Consider the following 19,441-nt stretch of genomic DNA (forward strand, 5'->3'; position numbering starts at 1 on the left):
ACAGCATCACCAACTGGGAGGGTTGAACATAGATGACGAGACATAAGGTTGAAATATGTGGTGTTGATACATCAAAATTACCCGTATTAAAAAACGAAGAAATGCGGAAGCTGTTTAAAAAAATGCAGGAGGAAAATGATTTAACTGCTCGAGAAGAGTTGGTAAATGGAAATCTACGGCTTGTTTTAAGTGTGATACAACGATTTAACAATCGAGGAGAGTATGTTGATGACTTGTTTCAAGTAGGCTGTATCGGATTAATGAAATCAATCGATAATTTTGATTTGTCCCATAATGTTAGGTTTTCCACTTATGCTGTTCCAATGATTATTGGAGAAATCAGAAGATATTTGCGGGATAACAACCCCATTCGCGTATCCAGATCTTTGCGTGATATTGCTTATAAAGCATTGCAAGTGAGAGAAAAATTGATTAGCAAAACTTCTAAAGAACCGACCCCAATGGAAATTGCGGAAGAAATGGGCATTCCTCATGCAGAAATTGTTTTTGCTCTGGATGCGATTCAAGACCCTGTTTCTTTGTTTGAACCAATCTATAATGACGGTGGTGACCCCATTTATGTCATGGATCAGATCAGTGATGATAAGGACAAAGATTCTACGTGGTTAGACAAATTAGCTTTAAAAGAAGGAATGCATCAATTAAATGAACGGGAAAAAATGATTTTAAATAAGCGCTTTTTTCAAGGGAAAACACAAATGGAAGTTGCGGATGAAATAGGAATTTCTCAAGCCCAAGTATCTCGTTTGGAAAAAGCAGCAATTAAACAAATGAATAAGGAAATGTTTGAATAGAGCTGTTATTAACACAGCTGGTATGTAGGAGGAACTTTGGTTTCTCCTATTTTTTTATCCTGCATATAAAGTGCTGTAAGACTCAGGAGTTGGATAATCTGTACTGCAACAAGTCTGAGTGGGAGATTGCACCGCCTAAATGCTCTATTTCGTTAGCGCCCTTTAGGTCATACCATTACGGTACGAACAATCAGTGGGGTGATGAATGAAAACTCCCATTCACTTTATATGCGAAAGGATTACATATAGCCTATAATTGTACAATTGCTTTAAACAAAAAGCCTATTATAGTTAAAATGGTGAAACTTCCAACAGCGAGAGATTTCTTCCCCCCTATTAATTGGTATTACAAGGTTCCTGAACAGAATCAAAAATAAACTGGAAGTACATGTAGGCAAAAATTAAAAGCGTCCATAAAATTAAAGAAAGAATGTCAAGCTTAGGCATATATATAAGTATTAGAGGTTGTTCAAAAGTTCGGTGGTTATCCTACATATAAGGTACTGTAAGGCTCAGGAGTTGGATAATTTGTACTGCAACAAGTCTAAGTGGGAGATAACAGCACCAAATGCCCTGTTTGGTAAGCGGTCTTTAGATCATACTATTTGGTACTAACAACAGTGGGGGATGAATAGAAACCCCCACTGATTGAAGGTTCACTCTATTGAAAACGCACAATTGGCGAGGTGAAAATATGGTTAGATTATCAGAATTACAAGTAAAAGAGGTTATCGTTATGGATAGCGGAAAAAAGCTTGGTCATATACATGACTTAGAAATTGATACAAATTTGGGGAAAATAGTAGCTATTATTGTTATTCCACGAGACAAAAAGAATGGACTATTTGGAAAAGCAGAGGAATTAGTGATTGACTGGCAGCAAATTATCCGGATCGGTACAGATGTTATCCTTATAAAGGAAGCAGAAAAACCTGTTTTGTATTACAACACAAATTCATAGGATTGTAGAGACTATTAGTTGATTGCTTTTACAATTTATGAAAAATATGATTAAATGCTGCATGGAAGCTGCATATTATTTTCGAGGGAGCTGGGAGCCCACCACGGAGAACGACGTGTATATCCACTGGGTGCAGGAGCCGTCCATTCTAAAAAGAACTCTGTCATCAAACAAATCACAGGATGAGAAGAACACCCGTAAATACTTGACAGACTCAAGAATAATAAACGATAAAAACAAGTGAATTTATGGTAGAATAAAAACTAGTGTATGTTTTCGGAGGTGCTATAGTGAACGACATTTGGAAACGAAAGGATTCGACGTATTTACATATCGAAAAATGGCAACGATTAAACGATCGGCTAATAGCTGGGTTTACAACAAAACAAGGCGGAGTTAGTAAAGGCAGGTACCATTCCTTAAATGTTGGCTTCCATGTTCATGATTCTCGAGCTGATGTGACGATGAATAGAAACCGGATTGCATCTAAAATCCATTTCCCTATCGACAGCTGGGTGTGTGGGGAGCAAGTACATCAAACCAATATCCAGCTTGTAAGTGAAGCAGATAAAGGGAAAGGTGCAGCAGATAATTCTTCAGCCATAAAAGGGGTTGACGGTCTCATTACTAATCGTCCTGGCATTTTGTGCACTGCTTTTTTTGCAGACTGTGTTCCCCTATTTTTTTACGATCCTTCCACATCCTTTATCGGTATCGCTCACGCGGGCTGGAGAGGAACTGTAAATCAAATGGCCAAGCATATGGTGGAGGCTATACAGGCACAGGGGAGTGACCCAGCAAACTTACTTGTTACGATCGGTCCATGTATTTCTGAAGAATATTATGAAGTCGATGAAAAAGTAGTGAACCAAATTCCGGAAAAATATAAGAAAAATGCTGTTGTTCCAAATGGAAAACAGCGCTTTTTACTCGATTTAAAGCAATTACATGTAGATATTCTTTTACAAGCGGGGGTATTACGTAATAATATAGATGTAACGAATTATTGTACATATCGTGATGAAACTCTTTTTTTCTCACATCGGAGAGATCATGGGAAAACAGGACGAATGTTAGGATTTATTGGCTTTTTGCCATGATTATAGGAGAGGAGAGAATTGGAAACAATGGATGTAGCAAGCAATTTACAAACAATCCAGAAAAATATAACACGGGCTTGTGAGGCAAACCATCGAAATAAAGATGAGATTACCATCATAGCAGTAACGAAATATGTTACAATAGAGCGAACAGAAGAAACGTTACAAGCAGGGATTACGCATATCGGAGAAAATCGTTTAGAAGGTTTTCTAGAAAAATATCGCTATTTCCATGATCGAGCAACATGGCATTTTATCGGCACACTCCAGTCGAGAAAAGTGAAAGAAATGATTGATTATATCGATGTATTGCACTCGTTAGATCGGTTGTCTTTAGCTAAAGAAATCAATAAGCGAGCAAAAAAACAGGTAGACTGCTTTATTCAAGTTAATGTTAGCAAAGAGGCATCGAAACATGGAGTGACACCAGAACAATTATTTACGTTTGTTGAAGATTTGCAAGCATATTCAAAGATTCGGGTGATTGGATTAATGACTATGGCTCCGCATATTGATGATGAAGCAGAATTAAGAAGGGTTTTTCGTGACTTAGCGAAGCTGCGTGATCAAGTACAAGAAAAGAACTTGGCATATGCCCCTTGTAAGTTTTTGTCTATGGGGATGAGTAATGATTATACGATTGCTGTGGAGGAAGGTGCGACGCATATACGAGTTGGTACTAATTTAGTGGGGTGAGATAATGAGTATTAAAAATAAGTTGAAAAATTATTTTACAATGGAAGACGAATACGAATATGAATATGTGGACGCGGGTGAATTTGAGGCTGAACAGAAGTTGCCAAGGGATAAAAATAAGAATGTTGTGAATCTTACTAGTGTGAATAATCCAACTTCCAAAGTCGTGCTTTGTGAACCTAGAACGTATAGCGAAGCTCAGGAAATTGCCGATAATATTGTTAATCGTCGAGCTGTAGTGATTAACTTGCAACGGATGGATAATCAACAGGCAATGCGCATTGTCGATTTTTTAAGCGGCACAGTTTATGCCGTTAATGGAGACATTCAAAAACTGGGAGCGAAGACTTTCTTATGTACCCCAGATAACGTGAATGTTACTGGCACGATTACAGATACACTTGAAGATGAATACGGCAAAGGATGGTAATTGATACATGCAGGAAATTTTTCGAATTCTAGATTTAGCTTTTACAGTCTATACTTTTGCGTTAATTATTTATATTTTTATGTCCTGGTTTCCAGGCGCTCGCGAGTCGGCATTTGGCGAAGTATTAACTAAAATTTGTGAGCCGTATTTAGAGGTGTTTCGCAAATTTATTCCCCCATTAGGAATGATTGATTTTTCACCAATTATTGCAATTATTGTTTTGCGGTTTGCTCAAAAAGGCTTATTGGTGCTATTTAGTATGTTGATGTGAGTCGTTTCGGTAGAAGGAACATTCATATAAATCAGCTAGAATTATCGTTCATAGCTCGTTAAGATTTCATCCAATTACCACAATTAGCAGCAACGATCAGGAACAAGTATAGGAGTTTTAATTATGGAATTGTATCAGCATTTTCGTAAAGAGGAAGAAGCGTTTATTGATCAGGTCCTATCCTGGAGGGAGCAAGTGGAGCGAACATATCAACCAAAGGTGACTGATTTTCTTGATCCTCGCGAGCAACAATTAGTTACGATGTTAATTGCAACGAAAGATAGTGACGTAAACCTTCTTTTTAACGGCGGGCATGATTTTGTAGAGCGGAAACGAGCTGTGCTTGGTCCATTTTATGAGGATTTGCAACAAGTAGATGCAGGGCTCACCTTACTTGAAGGGCATTACCCAACTAAGTTTGTCGATTTATCGCATCGTGATGTAATGGGGGCATGCCTGTCATTAGGACTAAAAAGGAAAATTCTTGGTGATATTGTTGTAGGCAATGGTCGTGTACAATTGGTCGTCGCTTCTGAAATAGCCCCTTATGTGATAACCCATTTAACCTCCATAAAAAACACGAGCATGCGGCTTAGAGAACGACCGTTAAACGATTTAGACATCAAGCAACCGGTCTGGAAGGAACTGGAAACAACTGTTTCCTCATTAAGGCTCGATGTCATAGTGAAGGAAATATATCGTTTACCCCGAAAGGAAGCAACCGATTATATTAAAAAATTGCTTGTGAAAGTAAATTATAAGCCTGTAGATGACGTTGCATTTACGTTACAAGCTGGAGATATCCTTTCTGTAAGAGGGATGGGGCGAAGTAAGTTAGTCGAAGTGCGAGGGCGATCAAAGAAAGACAAGCTGAAAGTTACACTAGCACGGTTACAATGAAAAATGGTGTGTCAGAGACGATAAACAGTACTCTTGAAAGTAAGCTTGTCGAACATAGAAAGGCTTTGATTATACTATTTACCCTCACTAGAATTGCACCAATATGAAGATTCGCGCTTTCCATTATTTTTTGCAGGAATTATGTAGTTTTTGGCGAAATGTATAGTGTATAATGAATGATATGTACAAGAAATGGCATTAGGTAATTACGATGACCAATGCTTCAGGAAGCAGAAATGGTTTATGTGTGTTGAAAGTTGGACAAGCTTATTACATCGTATTATTTGGAAATAGTAAGTAAAATAGGAGGTGGCAATTGTGCCATTAACACCATTGGATATTCACAATAAAGAATTTACTAGAAAATGGAAAGGTTATGATGAAGATGAAGTAAACGAATTTCTTGATCAAGTAATCAAAGATTACGAAATGGTCATTCGCGAAAAAAAAGATCTTCAAGAGCAAGTGGAACAATTAAATCAAAAGCTGGGACATTTTACTAATATTGAGGAGACCCTTAATAAATCTATTTTGATTGCACAAGAAACGGCTGAAGAATTAAAAGGGAATGCTTCTAAAGAGTCGAAGCTGATCATTAAGGAAGCAGAGAAAAATGCGGATCGTATTATTAATGAGGCCTTAACTAAGTCTCGTCGCATTTCCATGGACTTAGAAGAAATGAAAAAGCAAGCAAAGGTTTTCCGCACGCGTCTTAAAATGCTTGTTGAGGCACAACTTGATATGATTAAAACAGATGACTGGGATCAGTTGTTTGATACGGAGTTAGGTGAAGAGCTGGAATTGGAAGAAAGTGAAACGTAAATCTTGACGGTCACGTAATTTTTACATATAATTCATACACAGATATGTTTTTGATTCGATTGTATGAGATCTAAATTATTTTGTATCAATGTTAATTCGATAGATATTCCGTCTTAAAAGTGAATAAAGAGAAAGCATTGAAGGAGAGAGTATAAAAGCAAGAGGCTGGTTTAGCGAGTCAGGACGTGGTGAGAGCCTGATGCAGTTAGCTTTTAGAAAATCACTCTTGAGTTGTCATTATGAAATAGTAGTAATAATAATGACCGGTTTATTCCCGTTATGGATATCGAGTGAATATGGCAGTTTCCCATATTTATAAGGGTGGTACCGCGAGTCTTCTCGTCCCTTGAGGGATAGAGAGGATTTTTTTGTATATAAATAGATAACCGTTTACCACGTAATCGCATATATATGCGATGCTGATTACCTGACCGATTGATATGTATGTTTGGATAAGCGTGAAAATCTCGAAGGAGGAAATAAAAATGGAATACAAGGATACTTTGTTAATGCCAAAAACCGCATTTCCTATGCGTGGTAATTTACCAAATAAAGAGCCAGAACGACAAGCAGAATGGGAAGAAAATCATCTATACGAAAAAAGCTTGGAACGAACAAAGGGGCGTCCCCAGTTCATACTGCATGATGGACCACCATATGCAAATGGAGATTTACATATTGGTCATGCATTAAATAAAATCTTAAAGGATTTTATTATTCGATACAAATCAATGAGCGGTTACTATGCTCCATATGTTCCCGGATGGGATACGCATGGTTTGCCAATCGAAACAGCACTGACAAAGAAGAAAAAGATCAATCGTAAAGAGCTGAGCATCGCTGAGTTTCGCAAGCTATGTGAAGAATATGCTTTAAAGCAATTAGATAATCAACGTGAACAATTTAAAACATTAGGCATTCGAGGTGATTGGAACAATCCATATATTACCTTAACGAAAGAATATGAAGCAGCACAAGTAAAAGTATTCGGAGAAATGGCTAAAAAGGGTTATATTTATAAAGGGCTCAAGCCAGTTTACTGGTCTCCATCTTCAGAATCAGCTTTGGCTGAAGCTGAAATTGAATATCAGGATAAGCGATCTCCATCTATTTACGTTGCTTTTGAAGTAATCGATGGTAAAGGCTTGTTAGATGAAGGTAATAAATTGATTATTTGGACAACAACACCTTGGACTATTCCTGCTAACTTAGGAATCAGCATACATCCTGAATTAGAATATGTTGTTGTAGCAGTGAACGAAGAAAAATACGTTATCGCACATGCGCTGTTGGAAGCTGTAGCTGAAGTATTAGAGTGGAAAGATTATCAAGTGGAAAAAACGTTCCGCGGAGAACAAGCAGAACATATTTTAACGAAGCACCCATTCTATGATCGTTCTTCGCTAGTGATGCTTGGTGATCATGTCACCACGGATGCTGGTACGGGCTGCGTTCATACCGCTCCTGGACATGGGGAAGATGACTTCTATGTATCAAAACGTTATGGTATTGACGTATTATGTCCTGTTGATGAAAAAGGTGTATTTACAGATGAAGCACCAGGTTTTACTGGACTTTTCTATGATAAAGCGAATAAAGTGATTACGGAAAAACTAGAAGAAGCGGGCGCATTGTTAAAATTACAATTTATTACCCATTCTTATCCACATGATTGGCGCACGAAAAAACCAACTATTTTCCGAGCTACGTCACAATGGTTTGCTTCGATTAAGGATTTTCGTCAGACCATTTTAGAAGAGATTAAAAATGTTCAATGGTATCCGCAATGGGGAGAAACAAGATTATATAATATGGTAAGAGATCGTGAAGATTGGTGTATTTCCAGACAACGCACATGGGGCGTCCCAATCCCAGTTTTTTATGGTGAGGATCGTACGCCAATTATTACAGACGAAACCATTCATCATGTATCTGAATTGTTCAAACAGCATGGATCGAATATTTGGTTTGAATGGGAAGCAAAGGATTTGTTACCAGAAGGATTTACCTCTGAGCATAGTCCAAACGGTATTTTTACAAAGGAATTGGATATTATGGATGTGTGGTTTGATTCTGGTTCCTCCCATGAAGCAGTATTAGTTGGAAGAGAAGACCATTACCGCCCTGCAGACATTTATTTAGAAGGAAGTGACCAGTACCGTGGCTGGTTTAATTCTTCTTTGTCTACTTCCGTTGCAGTGACAGGAAAATCACCATATAAAGCGGTCATCAGTCATGGTTTTGCACTTGATGGTGACGGAAGAAAAATGAGTAAATCTCTAGGTAATGTCATCCAGCCTGCTAAAGTACAAAAGCAGCTTGGTGCTGATATTTTACGTTTATGGGTATCTTCCGTAGACTATCAAGCTGATGTTCGTATTTCGGATCATATCTTGAAACAAATTTCCGAAGCATACCGTAAAATTCGTAATACGATTCGATTTATGCTTGCTAACATTAGCGATTTTAAACCGTCAACAGACCGTATACCTTATGAAGAATTAGAAGAGGTTGACCAATATATGCTTCATCGGTTGAAGAAATTAGTTGCCGATGTCAGGGAATCCTATGATAATTATGAGTTTTCACCGATTTTCCACCAAATCCATAATTTTTGTGCTGTTGATTTAAGTTCATTTTACTTGGATTTCGCAAAAGATATTCTTTATATTGAAGCGGCCGATAACAAACGCAGAAGAAGTATTCAAACAGGCTATTATGAAGTGTTGACAGCTATTGTTAAATTGTTGACGCCGATTATTCCACATACTGCTGAAGAAGTGTGGGAGTATATTCCTGAAGCGGAGGCGGAATGGGTTCAATTAACCGATATGCCAGACCCTAAAGCGATGAAGTCTTGGGATGATGTAGCTAAAAATTGGGATCGATTTATGCTTATTCGTGATGATGTATTAAAAGCATTGGAAGAAGCACGGAATGAAAAAGTCATTGGAAAATCATTGGAAGCTAAATTAACGATTGTTCCAAAAGATACGCAAACTCAAAACATGTTAGAGGCAATGAAACATCTTCATCAGTATCTCATTGTTTCAGAAGTAAATGTAGTTGAAGAAAGCGATGATACAAAGCAGTATACGTATGTGGATGTACAAGTGGAAAAACATCCTGGTGAAAAATGCGAACGCTGCTGGGTTGCTTCCAATACAGTTGGTGATGATGACGAACATCCGACCCTTTGTTCACGGTGTGCTGCAGTTGTTAAGCAACATAAATCAATGTAATGAAATAAAGGTTAAATTCCCAACCGGGGTTTAACCTTTTTTACTAACATAAGAAAGCATAAAATGAGGTGCTTGGGGATAACGAAATAACTGCATAGCCACGCTCGGCGCATGAGCCCAGCAACGATGCGACTTTAGAAATGCGCCCTCCGATAAGTCCTCATCGGTTCGTCTCTAAGAGGAAGGCCGACTAAAAACGGGCTTGCCGCCCAGACGTCGGCATACCCCAATTTTAGTGGCGTGATTCCTTTATCCCGTAAAAAGGCGTTGTAGACTCCCACTTCAAGAATGGAAGATGTGAGCTGAACAAGTCGAAGCGGGAGGTAACAGCACCTAAATCCCCGATTCGTTCAAGGGCCTTTAGGTCATACCCTGGTGGTACTAACAATCAGCGGGGATAAAGAAAACCCCTGATTGAAGGTTCACTTTATCTTTAGTTGATTCGTTTCATTCGCTTACGTTGCTAAACGGGCGCCCCGCGCCTTTGTTCCACTATAGGAAAGTATAAGATTTTTTTGGTTTATAGTATAAGAAAAACAAAGGCTTCCGCCATAAGACTTGGCGACAAGCCAAGTTTTTCTAAAGTTTGAAATTGTAAATTCGTATTCATAGGCATCTGTTCTTAACTTTGCTTCTTATAGATCGATCCACTTCTTCAGCAGTGACAATGGTTGAATATTAACCAATGCTTATGGAAGTGAACGGAGACGCCAGCCCTTTTTTTCTTATAAGGTTTGAGGAGGACATCATTGTACAGACGAAAATGAATTGCTATTTTTGCTTGTAACGTTTACCATTAAAAATAAAGTGTTTAAACAAAATTGCGGAGGAAAAAGAATGTATTGGTATTACATCATTGCACTATTAATAATTGCGCTCGACCAGGCGAGTAAATGGCTGATTGTAACAAAGCTGGAACTAGGAGAACGGCTTACGATAATAGAGAATTTTTTCTATATAACTTCTCACCGTAATACAGGTGCTGCTTGGGGGATATTAGAAGGGCAAATGACCTTTTTCTATATTGTGACTGTCATTGTTGTAGCCGTCGTAGTTTATTACATACAAGCATATGCGAAAGATAGTAAACTGTTAGGCCTTGCATTAAGTTTTGTATTGGGTGGAGCTGTCGGTAATTTTATTGACCGTGTGTTTCGTAAAGAAGTTGTCGATTTTTTTGATTTTATTATCTTTGGTTATGATTTCCCAATCTTTAATGTAGCGGATTCCAGTTTAGTTGTAGGGGTTTTTCTCATCATTATTACCATGTTTATTGATGAACGAAGGAAAGGGAAAATGTCAACATGACGAAGAATAAATATATCGTACGTGAAGAAGATCATAAAAGTCGAATTGATAAACTTTTAGCTGATCAAAATAGAGAGATATCCCGCTCCAGGGTACAATCATGGATTACAGATGCTTATGTAACTGTAAACGGCAAACCGGTAAAGGCAAATTATAAATGCCAGCAAGGGGATCTTATTGAGTGGATTATTCCTAAAGCGGAACCTTTATCCTTGGTTCCAGAGGCTATTGCTTTAGACATTGTTTATGAAGATAAAGATATTTTAGTCGTTAATAAACCAAAAGGGATGGTAGTTCATCCTTCTGCTGGTCATCAGCATGGAACTTTAGTACATGCGTTGCTTTACCACTGTACAGATTTATCGGGTATTAATGGTGTAGAAAGGCCAGGAATTGTTCATCGGCTTGATAAGGATACAAGTGGTTTGCTTGTTGTTGCAAAGCATGACGAGGCACATCAACAATTAGCAGAGCAGCTAGTGCAAAAAACGATGAAGCGTACGTATCAGGCACTTGTGCATGGCGAAATAGCACATGAAAAAGGAATGATTGAAGCTCCGATTGGTAGAGATCCAAAAGATAGACAAAAAATGAGTGTTGTCGAAAATGGCAAGGAAGCTATTACTCACTTCCGTGTACTTCGTGCTTATCCGGATTATTCCCATGTAGAATGTCAATTAGAGACAGGAAGAACCCATCAGATTCGTGTCCATATGAAATATATCGGTTACCCTATTGTCGGAGATCCAAAATATGGTCCAAGAAAAACATTACAAGCTAATGGTCAAGTATTACATGCAAAAGAATTACGGTTTTACCATCCAATATCAAAGCAACCGATGCATTTTTCGACGGATTTACCAGCGTATTTCCAAGAATTGCTTGCCTATATCCAAAAATTGTATTGACAAATGAGAACGAGTTTGTCATAATTGCATGGAAGAACAAAATAAGCTCCTTTAATCATAGTCCAGTGAGGCTGAAAAGGTTACGGAATTATGTATCGAACAGTATGCCCTTTTTCCTCATGGATAAAAGGGCTTTTTCGTATGCAAACAATAAATATCCTTCAGGAGTAGAGTCAAGTCTCCAAACCGCGAACGCAATGGTAATAGCTTACTTAAGTCAAAGAAATTCAAAAATGGGACGGTGATAAAGATGAAGAAAAAAGTAGACTTACTTGATGCATCAGCAATTAATCGAGCATTAACCAGAATTGCCCATGAAATATTAGAAAAAAATAAAGGTGGAGAAGATTTGGTGCTAGTCGGGATAAAAACTCGTGGTGTACCAATCTCAAAACGCTTACAAGCGAAGATTAACCAAATTGAAAATATGGTTGTCCCCATTGGTGACCTGGATATTACACTGTATCGAGATGACTTGGATAAAGCGAATGAAGGGGAAGATCCGGATTTAAAAGCAACACATATTGCCACTGATATTAATGGTAAAAAAGTTGTACTAGTTGATGATGTTCTTTATACAGGAAGAACTGTTCGTGCGGCGATGGATGCGGTTATGGATATCGGAAGACCCGCCCAAATTCAATTAGGTGTTCTGGTTGACCGAGGACATCGAGAGCTTCCGATACGTGCTGATTATGTTGGCAAGAATATACCAACTTCTGAAAAAGAAATTGTTATGGTAAAACTTGAAGAAATTGATGGAACAGAAGATACCGTTTCTATTTATGAAAAATAATGAACGATAAACAAAACTTCATACAAAACCTTTAATCAGGTACGAGAGATCTGAAAGGTTGCCCAGATATACGTGTATACATACCACACGTCTACCTCTTTGCGACCTTTTAGCAAAGAGGTTTTTTCATTGTAATAGGCAACTATAAACTTAGATGCTTGTGGATAACGAAACAACCGACTAGTCACGTCCGCGCAAGCGCCCAGCAACGATGCGACTTTAGAAATGCGCTCTACGATAAGGCCTCATCGGTTTGTCACCTAAGAGGAAGGCCGACTAAAAACGGGCTTGCCGGCATACCCCTGTTTTAGTGGCATGATTCCTTTATCCCGTAAAAAGGCGTTGTAGACTCCCACTTCAAGAATGGAAGATGTGTGCTAAACAAGTCGAAGCGGGAGGTAACAGTACCTAAATCCCCGATTCGTTCAAGGGCCTTTAGGTCATACCCTGGTGGTACTAACAATCAGCGGGGATGAAGAAAACCCCGCTGATGGAAGGTTCACTTTATCTTTAGTTGATTCGTTTCATTCGCTGACGTTGCTAAACGGGCGCCCCGCGCCTTTGTTATGCCTGATAAACATGTAGTTTGCTTGAAATATTATTAAAAGGAGTGAAAGAAGAAACGATGCGACATTTTATTTCTTTAAACGACTGGACGAAACGAGAGATCATGGAGCTGTTACAATTAGCAGAGCATTACCGTGAGCAGGCCTTTATTCTAAGCGAGCAACTGTTTGCAGCGAATTTATTCTTTGAACCAAGCACACGTACAAAAATGAGTTTTATCGTTGCCCAACGCAAACTAGGACTTGATGTGCTTGATTTTAATGAAGAATTTTCCAGTACCAAAAAGGGTGAATCGCTATATGACACAGCCAAAACTTTTGAGGCTATTGGCGCTAACATGTTAGTAATCCGACATCGAGATGATTGCTGGATAGAAAAACTGGAAGGCAACTTATCAATTCCAATCATTAATGCAGGGGCAGGAAAAAAAGAACATCCAACCCAATGCTTGTTAGATTTACTAACCATTTATCAGGAGTTTCAGAAGTTTAAAGGTATAAACGTTGTCATTGCAGGTGATATTTCACACAGCCGTGTAGCGAAGTCGAATGCATACACATTACAAAAAATGGGGGCACATGTGTATTTAACAGCAGCTGAAGGATGTAAAGATCGCTCGCTTCCGTTTCCTTATATATCTATGGACGAAGCGGTAGAAATAGCGGATACGCTAATGTTATTGCGTATTCAACACGAAAGACATGAAGTAGCTTACGATCAAACAACAAGCTATTTAGACAAATACGGTTTAACGAAGCAACGAGAAAAATGCATGCAGCCACAAGCAATTATTCTTCATCCAGCACCAATTAATCGAAATGTCGAAATCGATACGGATTTGGTTGAGTGTAATCGATCGCGAATTTTTAAGCAAATGAATAACGGTGTTTATGCAAGAATGGCAATTATGAGTAGTGTACTAAAAGAATGGGGGTCTATCCATGAAACAGTTGATCAAAAATATCAACCACCTTTTACCTACGGGGGAGTTAGTTAAGCACGATATTTTAATCGAAAATGATAAGATTACTAAACTAGCACCAGTGATTAAAGAGCAAGCGGATAGAGAAATAGAGGGTAACGAGCAATTAGCAGTTCCAGGGTTCATTGATGTTCATATTCATTTACGGGAACCTGGCGGTGAACATAAGGAAACGATTCTTACAGGTACAAAAGCAGCAGCTCGAGGCGGCTATACTACTGTGTGTGCGATGCCCAATACAAATCCTGTACCGGACACGGTAGCGATTGTACAGGCGTTACACCAAAAAATTGACAATGACGCGGTAATTCGTGTTTTCCCTTATGCTGCGATAACGAAACAGCTACAAGGAAAAGAGCTAACCGATATACCTGCATTAGCCCAGACAGATATTTTTGCGTTTACCGATGATGGGGTTGGTATCCAAACGGCTAACCAAATGCTTCAAGCAATGAAGCTTGCAAAAGCGTATAATAAAGCAATTGTTGCCCACTGCGAAGACAACTCCATTGTATATGGGGGTGTTGTCCATGATGGTGAAGTGAGTGAACGCTTGAATGTACCGGGAATTCCTTCGCTTGCAGAGTCCGTACAAATTGCTAGAGATGTGTTATTAGCTGAAGCTACAGGATGTCATTATCATGTTTGCCATGTAAGCACGAAAGAATCTGTTCGGGTAATTCGAGATGCTAAAAAAGCTGGTATTCATGTTACGGCAGAAGTAACGCCACATCATCTACTACTCAATGAATCTGATATTACGACGGTCGATACCAATTTTAAGATGAACCCGCCATTACGCGCAAAAGAAGATCAGGAGGCGCTGTTAGCTGGATTGTTAGACGGTACGATTGATTTTATTGCCACCGATCATGCACCACATGCTGCACATGAAAAGGAACAGGGGATGTTACATGCTCCGTTTGGGATTGTAGGTTTAGAGCATGCATTTTCCTTACTTTATACGCATCTTGTCTTAACGGAGAAAGTGACCTTGCAGCAATTAATTGCTTGGATGGCTTCAAAACCAGCAGCAACATTTGGTCTTCCTTATGGGACGTTACTAGAAGGTTCTATAGCTGATATCACATTGATTGATTTGCAAAAATCGATAACGATAGATAAAAACGCTCTCTATTCTAAAGGAAAAAATACACCTTTCCATGGATGGAGTGCACAAGCTGCACCAACGTTAACGATGGTAGCAGGAAAGATCGTATATGAGGGGGAAAAATAATGGGGAAACGTCAGTTAGTATTAGAGGATGGAACGGTATTTATCGGTGAAGGGTTTGGCAGTGAACAGGAAGCAATTGGTGAAGTAGTATTCAACACAGGTATGACCGGGTATCAGGAAATTATTACGGACCCCTCCTATTGTGGGCAAATCGTCATGATGACTTACCCGCTCGCTGGTAATTACGGAATTAATCGTGACGACGTAGAAACAGTAACTCCGTTTATTCATGGGTTTATTGTCAAGGAAGTTGCAGCATATCCTTCTAATTTCCGAAGTGAAGAAACATTGAACGACTATTTAAAGGCGAACCAAATTCCTGGAATATCGGGAGTTGACACGAGAAAGCTTACGAAAATCATTCGTTTACAAGGAACGATGAAAGCTGCAATAGCTGATAGCGCGATTCCTTATGAACAAATTGTACGGCAATTAAGGAAAACAAAGCTACCGAAAGATCAGGTAAGAAAAACATCGACCTTAAAGCCTTATGTAGTACCAGGAAGAGGAAATCGAATTGTCGTTGTCGATTGTGGAATGAAACATGGAATCCTACGTGAATTAACAAAACGCAACTGTCACATCACAGTAGTTCCTTATAATTATAGTGCAGAAGACATACTTCGTCTAAAAGCTGATGGTTTATTGCTCACGAATGGACCAGGAAACCCTAAAGATGTGCCGGAGACAATTGCCATGATTCAACAAGTGATTGGGAAGCTGCCTATCTTTGGAATTTGTCTCGGTCATCAACTGCTCGCTTTAGCTTGTGGAGCGGATACAGAAAAAATGGCATTTGGTCATCGCGGGTCAAATCATCCGGTGAAAGATTTACTTACGAATAAAACCTACATAACATCGCAAAATCATAGTTACGCCGTACAACAAGCTTCACTTGCAAAAACAGACTTGCAATTAACGCAAGTAGCATTAAATGATGGCACCGTTGAAGGGATACAACATAAACGTCATGCTGCTTTTTCAGTTCAATACCATCCGGAAAGTTCACCCGGACCAGAAGATACGAATCACTTGTTTGATACATTTTTAACCATGACAGAGCAAGGGGCCAAGGAGGATGAAGTATATGCCTAAAAATGAGTCGATTTCCAAAATTTTAGTAATTGGATCAGGGCCGATTGTGATAGGGCAGGCAGCTGAATTTGATTATTCGGGAACGCAAGCGTGTCAAGCGTTACGAGAAGAAGGCTATACTGTTATATTAGCTAACTCTAACCCCGCAACCATTATGACTGACCATACGGTAGCAGACAAAGTGTATATGGAACCATTAACGGTTGAATTTTTAACGAAAATCATTCGCATGGAAAAACCAGATGCATTACTGCCAACACTAGGCGGACAAACGGGATTAAATTTAGCAGTTGCCTTAGATCAAACGGGGATATTAGCCGAATATAATGTAACTTTATTAGGCACTTCCTTGGAAGCCATCCAAAAAGCAGAGGATCGGGAGAAATTCAGAGATTTAATGCATGCATTAAATGAACCTGTTCCAGCGAGCCAAATCGTTCACACCGTAGATGAAGCTTGTGCATTTGCAGATGAAATAGGTTACCCGGTAATCGTTCGTCCGGCATATACGCTTGGTGGAACAGGCGGAGGAATGTGTAATACAAAAGAAGAATTAATGACGGTTACACAAAATGGTCTAACTCTTTCTCCCGTTCATCAATGCTTAATCGAAAAAAATATTGCTGGCTTCAAAGAGATAGAATATGAAGTAATGCGGGATAAAAATGATCAAGCAATTGTCGTGTGTAATATGGAAAATATAGACCCTGTTGGCATTCATACTGGTGATTCACTCGTCGTTGCACCTTCACAAACGTTAAGTGACCGTGAATATCAGTTACTGCGCAACGCGTCTTTAAAAATTATTCGCGCATTAGAAATAGAAGGTGGGTGCAACGTTCAACTCGCTTTAGACCCAGACAGTTTTCAATATTACATTATTGAAGTTAACCCGCGGGTAAGTCGTTCATCTGCATTGGCATCAAAAGCAACGGGTTACCCAATTGCAAAAATGGCAGCGAAAATTGCCGTTGGTTTAACGCTTGATGAGATCATAAACCCTATTACTGGAAAAACATATGCATGCTTTGAACCAGCGCTCGATTATGTAGTAACGAAAATCCCGCGATTCCCATTTGATAAATTTACGACAGGAGATCGGAATCTCGGAACGCAGATGAAAGCAACTGGAGAAATCATGGCGATAGGCAGAAATTTTGAAGAATCGTTATTAAAAGGAATTCGTTCCTTGGATATTGATACCGACCAATTATGGTTGGAAAGCTTAACGTATTTAGATGAAGAGACTCTGAAAACGCGACTGAAAAAAGCGGACGATGAGCGGATTTTCGTTTTAGCGGAAGCTCTTAGAAGGAAAATGACGGTAGAAGAGATTTTCCAAATAACAAAAATAGATCGATTTTTCTTAGTGAAGTTGCAACAATTAATGGTATTAGAGCAAGCACTAACGGAGCAGCCAAATTCGCCAGACGTGCTAAGACAAGCGAAAGAACGCGGATTTTCAGATGCACATATCGCTCGCTTATGGAAAATAACAGAAGATGACGTATATACCATGCGTAAGCAGCATGAAATTGTGCCAGTATATAAAATGGTTGATACTTGTGCAGCAGAATTCGCCTCGGCAACACCGTATTTTTACAGTACGTATGAGGAAGAGAATGAATCCATTGCAAGTCTACGTAAAAAAGTGCTAGTTCTTGGCTCAGGTCCCATCCGGATTGGGCAAGGAATCGAATTTGATTATGCTACGGTACACTCCGTATTGGCACTAAAAGAAATGGGTTATGAAGCCATCATCATGAATAATAACCCAGAAACAGTGTCAACTGATTTTAGTATATCAGACAAGCTCTATTTTGAGCCTCTTACATTAGAAGATGTGATGCATGTGATCGATTTAGAGCAGCCGGAAGGGGTTATTGTACAATTTGGCGGGCAAACTGCAATCAACCTGGCTGCCGGATTAGAGCGACGTGGTGTAGCCATACTAGGAACAAACTTACATGCCATTGATCAAGCGGAGGACAGGGATAAATTTGAACTGCTTGTCGACCAGTTGCATTTATTGCGCCCGAAAGGAAAAACAGTGATGAAAATGGAACGTGCGAAAGAAGTGGCAGAGGCGATTGGCTATCCTGTGCTTGTTCGTCCGTCCTACGTCATTGGTGGAGCTAGAATGGAAATCGTCTATAATGAAGCAGAGCTTACAGCCTATCTGGCTAAAACGGAACATATAAATGACAAACATCCGATTTTAATTGATAAATATGTTACTGGATTGGAAGTAGAAGTGGATGCTATTAGTGACGGTGAAACGGTCATTATCCCTGGAATCATGGAGCATATTGAACGAGCTGGCGTTCACTCTGGGGATTCCATCGCCGTATATCCGCCGCAGCGACTCAGTCAATCCGTCAAAGATCAATGCTTACACGCCGCTACGAAGATATCTCATGCTTTACAAGTGAAAGGCTTAATCAATATTCAATTTATTGTAAGTGATGATCATGTGTATGTACTTGAAGTAAATCCAAGAGCAAGTCGTACGATCCCATTTTTAAGCAAAATTACCGGCGTAATCATGGCAAATTTGGCGACAAAATGTATTCTCGGTGAAAGACTATCCGATTTGGGTTACCAAACAGGCATCCTGCCAGAAAGTGACCAAGTAGCAGTGAAAGTACCTGTCTTTTCCTTTGAGAAGCTGCGTAGTGTAGATACTATCTTAGGACCAGAAATGAAATCAACCGGTGAAGCAATCGGCTATGATAAAACATTAGAAAAAGCATTATATAAAGGATTGATTGCTTCTGGAATTAAACTACCACAACAAGGTAGTGTGTTATTAACCGTTGCAGATAAAGATAAAGACGAAATGCTTGATATTGCTCAGCGCTTCCATCAATTAGGTTATCAACTGTATGCAACAGAAGGAACTGCCGACTATATCCACCGGGCACAGATACCAGTGACGAAAGTTGGGAAGATCGGATCTAAACAGCCAAATGTCCTTTCTGTCATTGAAAATGGTGAAGTGCAATATGTCATCAATACATTAACATCAGGAAAACAACCACGTTCCGATGGTTTTCGGATTCGCAGAGAATCTGTTGAACACGGTATTGCTTGTTTAACCAATTTAGATACAGCAAATGCAATCTTGCACATTATTGATTCAATGACATTTCAAGCAAAACCAATTGAACGAACAAAGGCGCAGGGCGCCCGTTTAGCAACGTAGCGAATGGAACGAATCAACTAAAGATAAAGGAATCATGCCACTAAAAACAGGGGTATGCCGACGCCTGAGCGGCAAGCCCGGTTTTAGTCGGCCTTCCTCTTTGCCGC

Annotated in this window: 16 protein-coding genes and 1 other annotated feature; all 16 genes read left to right on the forward strand. The window is 39.3% G+C overall.

The window, feature by feature from the left end; translation table 11 throughout:
• Positions 1-32: 32 nt before the first annotated feature.
• The gene (gene sigG / locus BKP57_RS19900; RefSeq protein ID WP_050352659.1) at positions 33-815 is read left to right on the forward strand and encodes an RNA polymerase sporulation sigma factor SigG; all 783 of its coding nucleotides are present in this window, start codon (positions 33-35) and stop codon (positions 813-815) included.
• A 694-nt stretch (positions 816-1,509) separates the two neighbouring features.
• A complete protein-coding gene (locus tag BKP57_RS19905) occupies positions 1,510-1,776 on the forward strand; it encodes a YlmC/YmxH family sporulation protein (RefSeq protein WP_050352660.1) in 267 nt (88 codons plus the stop codon).
• Positions 1,777-2,066: 290 nt separating this feature from the next.
• Positions 2,067-2,876: a peptidoglycan editing factor PgeF gene (pgeF, locus tag BKP57_RS19910; RefSeq protein WP_072742231.1), complete on the forward strand. Its 810-nt coding sequence runs from the start codon at positions 2,067-2,069 to the stop codon at positions 2,874-2,876.
• A 27-nt stretch (positions 2,877-2,903) separates the two neighbouring features.
• Complete coding sequence (locus BKP57_RS19915; protein WP_050353532.1) at positions 2,904-3,572, forward strand: YggS family pyridoxal phosphate-dependent enzyme; 669 nt, start codon at positions 2,904-2,906, stop codon at positions 3,570-3,572.
• A gap of 4 nt (positions 3,573-3,576) precedes the next feature.
• Positions 3,577-4,002: a cell division protein SepF gene (locus BKP57_RS19920; RefSeq protein WP_050352662.1), complete on the forward strand. Its 426-nt coding sequence runs from the start codon at positions 3,577-3,579 to the stop codon at positions 4,000-4,002.
• A gap of 7 nt (positions 4,003-4,009) precedes the next feature.
• Entirely contained in the window at positions 4,010-4,273 is a 264-nt protein-coding gene (locus BKP57_RS19925) for a YggT family protein (protein WP_050352663.1), read from the forward strand.
• A gap of 123 nt (positions 4,274-4,396) precedes the next feature.
• Positions 4,397-5,173 carry a YlmH family RNA-binding protein gene (locus tag BKP57_RS19930; protein WP_050352664.1) on the forward strand — a complete coding sequence of 259 codons (777 nt, stop codon included), beginning with the start codon at positions 4,397-4,399 and terminating at the stop codon, positions 5,171-5,173.
• A 318-nt stretch (positions 5,174-5,491) separates the two neighbouring features.
• Positions 5,492-5,995, forward strand: a complete 504-nt coding sequence (locus BKP57_RS19935; protein ID WP_050352665.1) for a DivIVA domain-containing protein — start codon at positions 5,492-5,494, stop codon at positions 5,993-5,995.
• Positions 5,996-6,123: 128 nt separating this feature from the next.
• Positions 6,124-6,345 (forward strand) — a binding site (T-box leader).
• A gap of 135 nt (positions 6,346-6,480) precedes the next feature.
• Complete coding sequence (ileS, locus tag BKP57_RS19940; RefSeq protein ID WP_072742232.1) at positions 6,481-9,237, forward strand: isoleucine--tRNA ligase; 2,757 nt, start codon at positions 6,481-6,483, stop codon at positions 9,235-9,237.
• 837 nt (positions 9,238-10,074) lie between these two features.
• Positions 10,075-10,545: a signal peptidase II gene (gene lspA / locus BKP57_RS19945; protein WP_050353533.1), complete on the forward strand. Its 471-nt coding sequence runs from the start codon at positions 10,075-10,077 to the stop codon at positions 10,543-10,545.
• A complete protein-coding gene (locus BKP57_RS19950) occupies positions 10,542-11,453 on the forward strand; it encodes an RluA family pseudouridine synthase (protein ID WP_050352667.1) in 912 nt (303 codons plus the stop codon). The genes lspA and BKP57_RS19950 overlap by 4 nt, the downstream gene beginning before the upstream one ends.
• 250 nt (positions 11,454-11,703) lie before the next feature.
• Positions 11,704-12,249, forward strand: coding sequence for a bifunctional pyr operon transcriptional regulator/uracil phosphoribosyltransferase PyrR (gene pyrR / locus BKP57_RS19955; RefSeq protein WP_050352668.1), 546 nt, complete (start codon positions 11,704-11,706; stop codon positions 12,247-12,249).
• Between the two features lie 625 nt (positions 12,250-12,874).
• Positions 12,875-13,813, forward strand: a complete 939-nt coding sequence (locus tag BKP57_RS19960) for an aspartate carbamoyltransferase catalytic subunit (RefSeq protein ID WP_050352669.1) — start codon at positions 12,875-12,877, stop codon at positions 13,811-13,813.
• Positions 13,758-15,035, forward strand: a complete 1,278-nt coding sequence (locus tag BKP57_RS19965) for a dihydroorotase (protein ID WP_072742233.1) — start codon at positions 13,758-13,760, stop codon at positions 15,033-15,035. The genes BKP57_RS19960 and BKP57_RS19965 overlap by 56 nt, the downstream gene beginning before the upstream one ends.
• Positions 15,035-16,129 carry a carbamoyl phosphate synthase small subunit gene (locus BKP57_RS19970; protein ID WP_050352671.1) on the forward strand — a complete coding sequence of 365 codons (1,095 nt, stop codon included), beginning with the start codon at positions 15,035-15,037 and terminating at the stop codon, positions 16,127-16,129. The genes BKP57_RS19965 and BKP57_RS19970 overlap by 1 nt, the downstream gene beginning before the upstream one ends.
• Positions 16,122-19,334, forward strand: coding sequence for a carbamoyl-phosphate synthase large subunit (gene carB / locus BKP57_RS19975; protein ID WP_050352672.1), 3,213 nt, complete (start codon positions 16,122-16,124; stop codon positions 19,332-19,334). Before BKP57_RS19970 ends, carB begins: the two co-directional genes overlap by 8 nt.
• Positions 19,335-19,441 lie beyond the last annotated feature (107 nt).

The organism is Virgibacillus sp. 6R (assembly GCF_001895305.1).
GTDB lineage: Bacteria > Bacillota > Bacilli > Bacillales > Amphibacillaceae > Virgibacillus > Virgibacillus pantothenticus.

What these genes read in the sequence shown, in the direction of transcription:
- BKP57_RS19905 (WP_050352660.1), top strand. Translation starts at nt 1,510, where the DNA reads ATGGTTAGATTATCAGAATTACAAGTAAAAGAGGTTATCGTTATGGAT.
- BKP57_RS19915 (WP_050353532.1), top strand. Translation starts at nt 2,904, where the DNA reads ATGGATGTAGCAAGCAATTTACAAACAATCCAGAAAAATATAACACGG.
- BKP57_RS19960 (WP_050352669.1), top strand. Translation starts at nt 12,875, where the DNA reads ATGCGACATTTTATTTCTTTAAACGACTGGACGAAACGAGAGATCATG.
- carB (WP_050352672.1), top strand. Translation starts at nt 16,122, where the DNA reads ATGCCTAAAAATGAGTCGATTTCCAAAATTTTAGTAATTGGATCAGGG.
- BKP57_RS19970 (WP_050352671.1), top strand. Translation starts at nt 15,035, where the DNA reads ATGGGGAAACGTCAGTTAGTATTAGAGGATGGAACGGTATTTATCGGT.
- BKP57_RS19925 (WP_050352663.1), top strand. Translation starts at nt 4,010, where the DNA reads ATGCAGGAAATTTTTCGAATTCTAGATTTAGCTTTTACAGTCTATACT.
- ileS (WP_072742232.1), top strand. Translation starts at nt 6,481, where the DNA reads ATGGAATACAAGGATACTTTGTTAATGCCAAAAACCGCATTTCCTATG.
- lspA (WP_050353533.1), top strand. Translation starts at nt 10,075, where the DNA reads ATGTATTGGTATTACATCATTGCACTATTAATAATTGCGCTCGACCAG.
- BKP57_RS19965 (WP_072742233.1), top strand. Translation starts at nt 13,758, where the DNA reads ATGAAACAGTTGATCAAAAATATCAACCACCTTTTACCTACGGGGGAG.
- BKP57_RS19920 (WP_050352662.1), top strand. Translation starts at nt 3,577, where the DNA reads ATGAGTATTAAAAATAAGTTGAAAAATTATTTTACAATGGAAGACGAA.
- pyrR (WP_050352668.1), top strand. Translation starts at nt 11,704, where the DNA reads ATGAAGAAAAAAGTAGACTTACTTGATGCATCAGCAATTAATCGAGCA.
- BKP57_RS19950 (WP_050352667.1), top strand. Translation starts at nt 10,542, where the DNA reads ATGACGAAGAATAAATATATCGTACGTGAAGAAGATCATAAAAGTCGA.
- sigG (WP_050352659.1), top strand. Translation starts at nt 33, where the DNA reads ATGACGAGACATAAGGTTGAAATATGTGGTGTTGATACATCAAAATTA.
- BKP57_RS19930 (WP_050352664.1), top strand. Translation starts at nt 4,397, where the DNA reads ATGGAATTGTATCAGCATTTTCGTAAAGAGGAAGAAGCGTTTATTGAT.